This is a genomic window from Leptothrix ochracea (assembly GCF_041083635.1).
Taxonomy (GTDB): domain Bacteria; phylum Pseudomonadota; class Gammaproteobacteria; order Burkholderiales; family Burkholderiaceae_C; genus Sphaerotilus; species Sphaerotilus ochraceus.
In genome coordinates this window covers 1-3,252 of sequence record NZ_JBFPHB010000031.1, presented here as the reverse complement: position 1 = coordinate 3,252, position 3,252 = coordinate 1, and the positions used below count along the sequence as shown (strand labels likewise).

The 3,252-nt window shown below is 62.1% G+C and carries 3 protein-coding genes; 2 read left to right on the top strand and 1 reads right to left on the bottom strand.

The genetic code is table 11. From position 1 onward, the window contains the following. The coding region (locus AB3X39_RS11010) for a DUF2278 family protein (protein ID WP_369417429.1) at positions 1-274 on the bottom strand (274 nt) is incomplete at its 3' end. A gap of 129 nt (positions 275-403) precedes the next feature. Between AB3X39_RS11010 and AB3X39_RS11005 the strand changes: the two genes are divergently transcribed. After that, the gene (locus AB3X39_RS11005) at positions 404-1,945 is read left to right on the top strand and encodes a CoA-acylating methylmalonate-semialdehyde dehydrogenase (protein ID WP_369417428.1); all 1,542 of its coding nucleotides are present in this window, start codon (positions 404-406) and stop codon (positions 1,943-1,945) included. A gap of 123 nt (positions 1,946-2,068) precedes the next feature. Next, positions 2,069-2,947: a transglutaminase-like domain-containing protein gene (locus tag AB3X39_RS11000; protein ID WP_369417427.1), complete on the top strand. Its 879-nt coding sequence runs from the start codon at positions 2,069-2,071 to the stop codon at positions 2,945-2,947. Positions 2,948-3,252: the final 305 nt, after the last annotated feature.

Below are 3,252 nucleotides of genomic sequence, written 5' to 3'. Positions count from 1 at the left end.
GCAGGTAATCGATGGCCAAGCCGCCAGCCTTGTGCGGCAACTTCTTGGCGCCCGCTGGCAAGGCCTGCAACGCGGTGGTGAAGCTGGCAGGCAAGACGGTGGTGCAGCGAAACAGCACGGTCGAGGGCGCGTTCGGCGCTGAAGAGCGCACGTTGACCGCCACCCGGTGCATCACGCCGGCAGCGCGCAGCATGATTTGGTAGTGATCGTCATCCGCGTCACGCAGATGGCCGATGGCAGTGCCTTTGATGACACCGTAGGTGGATAGGGGCATGGGTCTTTCCTGTGAGGGGCTGGTTTGACAACGACGTGAGCCAGTGTATGCAGCCCTGAGGGCCGCAGGTGCGGGGCGTTTTGCCTAGACTCTGGCCCCACATTCAGTCCTGCTGTTCCCGGAGCCCCCATGCCTCAGTCCACCGCTTATCCCGCTGCCGATCCTTGCGCATCTTCGGCTGACATTGCGCACTTCATCCACGGGGTCAGCGTGCCTGGTCAGCGTGGCCGGCGCCAAGCGGTTTACAACCCCGCCACCGGCGCCGTGGCACGCCACGTGGTGCTGGCCAGCGCCGCAGAGGTGGATGCCGCCGTGGCAGCGGCTCGGGCTGCTTTTCCAGCGTGGTCGGCGACGCCCGCCATTCGCCGCGCCCGCGTCATGAATGCCTTCCTCGCGCTGATGAATCAGCACCGCGACGAGCTGGCCGCGATGATCACCGCCGAACACGGCAAGGTTTTCACCGATGCTCAAGGCGAAGTCACACGCGGTATCGAGATCATCGAGTTCGCTTGCGGCATCCCACAGTTGCTCAAGGGCGATTACACCGAGCAGGTTTCGACTGGCATCGACAACTGGACCGTGCGCCAAGCCTTGGGCGTGGTGGCGGGTGTGACGCCGTTCAACTTCCCCGTCATGGTGCCGTGCTGGATGTTCCCGGTGGCGATCGCTTGCGGCAACACCTTTGTCTTGAAGCCGAGCGAGCGCGACCCGAGTGCCTCGATCTTCATGGCGGAGCTGCTGACGAGGGCCGGCCTGCCGGATGGAGTTTTCAACGTGGTGCAAGGCGACAAGCTGGCGGTGGATGCGCTGCTGGGGCATCCGGATGTCAAAGCCCTCAGTTTTGTGGGCTCCACCCCGATCGCCCAATCCATTTATGAGAGGGGTGCTCACCATGGCAAGCGTGTGCAGGCGCTGGGCGGCGCCAAGAACCACATGGTGGTGATGCCCGATGCGGACGTTGAGCAAACGGTGGACGCGCTGATCGGCGCGGCCTATGGCTCAGCGGGCGAGCGCTGCATGGCGATTTCGGTGGCGGTGTTTGTGGGCGACGAGATCGCCCATCAAGTGATTCCCAAGGTGGCTGAGCGTGCGCGGTTGCTCAAGATCAATCACGGCATGGCGCTTGACGCCGAGATGGGGCCGATCGTCACCGCCGAAGCACGGGATCGCATTGAGGGCTACATCCGCCTTGGGGTGGACGAGGGCGCCACGCTGGTGGTGGATGGTCGGGGCTACACGGTGCCGGGCTTCGAGAACGGTTTCTTCACTGGCGCCACGCTGTTCGATCACGTCACGCCCGATATGCGTATCTATAAGGAAGAGATCTTCGGCCCGGTGCTGGCCTGCGTGCGTGCCCAGACCTTTGCCGAGGCGGTGGATCTGATCAACGCCCACGAGTTCGGCAACGGTGTGGCCTGCTACACCCGCGACGGCAACACCGCACGAGAGTTCGCGCGCCAGATCCAAGTGGGCATGGTGGGCATCAATGTGCCGATTCCGGTGCCGATGGCTTGGCACGGCTTTGGCGGCTGGAAGCGGAGCCTCTTTGGCGATATGCATGCCTACGGCGAGGAGGGCGTGCGCTTCTATACCAAGCAGAAATCGGTCATGCAGCGTTGGCCCGAAAGCACAGCCAAGGGCGCTGAGTTTGTGATGCCCACAGCCCAGTGATGTGAGATGGCCGTTGGGTTGAAGTATGGATAAGGGTGAACCCTTGTGGGCGTGCATACTGTGCCGATGACACCTTCAAACACTTCAGGGACAGCCGTGTTGCAGCGCGGTGTGGACCGAAAGATGATTCGCATCCAACTGCACGTGGAACTGAACTACGAGATCGATCCGCCCGGTGCGGACTTCGTGTTCAACATTCACGCCGCCCACACGCCCAGCCAGCATGTTTCGGCCGAGCGGCTGGTCCTGAGCCAGCCGGTGCAGCCGATCATCCACACCGACCCCGCAACCCACACCCGCTACATGCGCCTGCGGGCGCTGCCGGGGCCGCTCAAGGTGTCGTACGCCGCGACGATTGATCTGACGCACCATGTCGCCGACCCAGCGACGCTTGATGAGGTGCCGGTGCATCTGCTGCCGCCCGAGGTGATCAGCTACATCTACCCGAGTCGTTATTGCCAGTCGGATCGGCTGTTGCGGCTGGCGGGGGATGAGTTCGGGGGGTTGTGGCGCGGCTATGGGCGCGTCAAGGCGATCCAAGATTGGGTCAAGAGCCATGTGCGCTTCACCTCGAATGTCTCGAACTCCACCACCTCGGCCTTTGACACGCTTATCGAGCGTGTCGGGGTGTGTCGCGACTTTGCTCATTTGATGATTGCGCTGTGCCGCGCGGTCAACATTCCGGCCCGTTTTGCCACGGGCACTGACTTTGGCGCCGATCCGGCCTTGGGTCCGCCAGACTTTCATGCCTACGTCGAAGCCTATGTGGGGGATCGCTGGTACATCTTTGATGCCTCGGGCACAGCCATCCCGATGGCTTTCGTGCGTCTGGGAACGGGGCGTGATGCGGCCGATGTGGCGTTTGCCACCATCTTCGGCAGTGTGCGATCACAGGCACCCATCATCCAAGCATGGGCGGTGGAGGATGCCGCACACGGTTTGGTGATGCCGTATCGCTCGGGCGAGGCGCTCTCGACCGATGTGGGTCATGCACGGGTGTGAAATGTGGCGGGCATAAAAAAGCGCCGAGAGAAAGGTCTCGGCGCTTTTCAGATGCTGTGCCGCATCAGGCTTTGAAAGAGCAGCGCATCTAGGGGAATGCGTTGCAGGACTTGTCTCCTCGGGCCCCACCAAGGTCAGCATCTCTTGCGAGCGCTGACAGTGAGCGGCACTTTACGCGGCACACGACAAAAAAAGAATGGGTGCTTGCCCGGAGGGCTTAATACCCACACCCTTGACAGGGATTACGTTTACAGGCAAAATCTCGTTTCTCTGCTGATCACTGACTGATTAGCGACTCGCAAGAC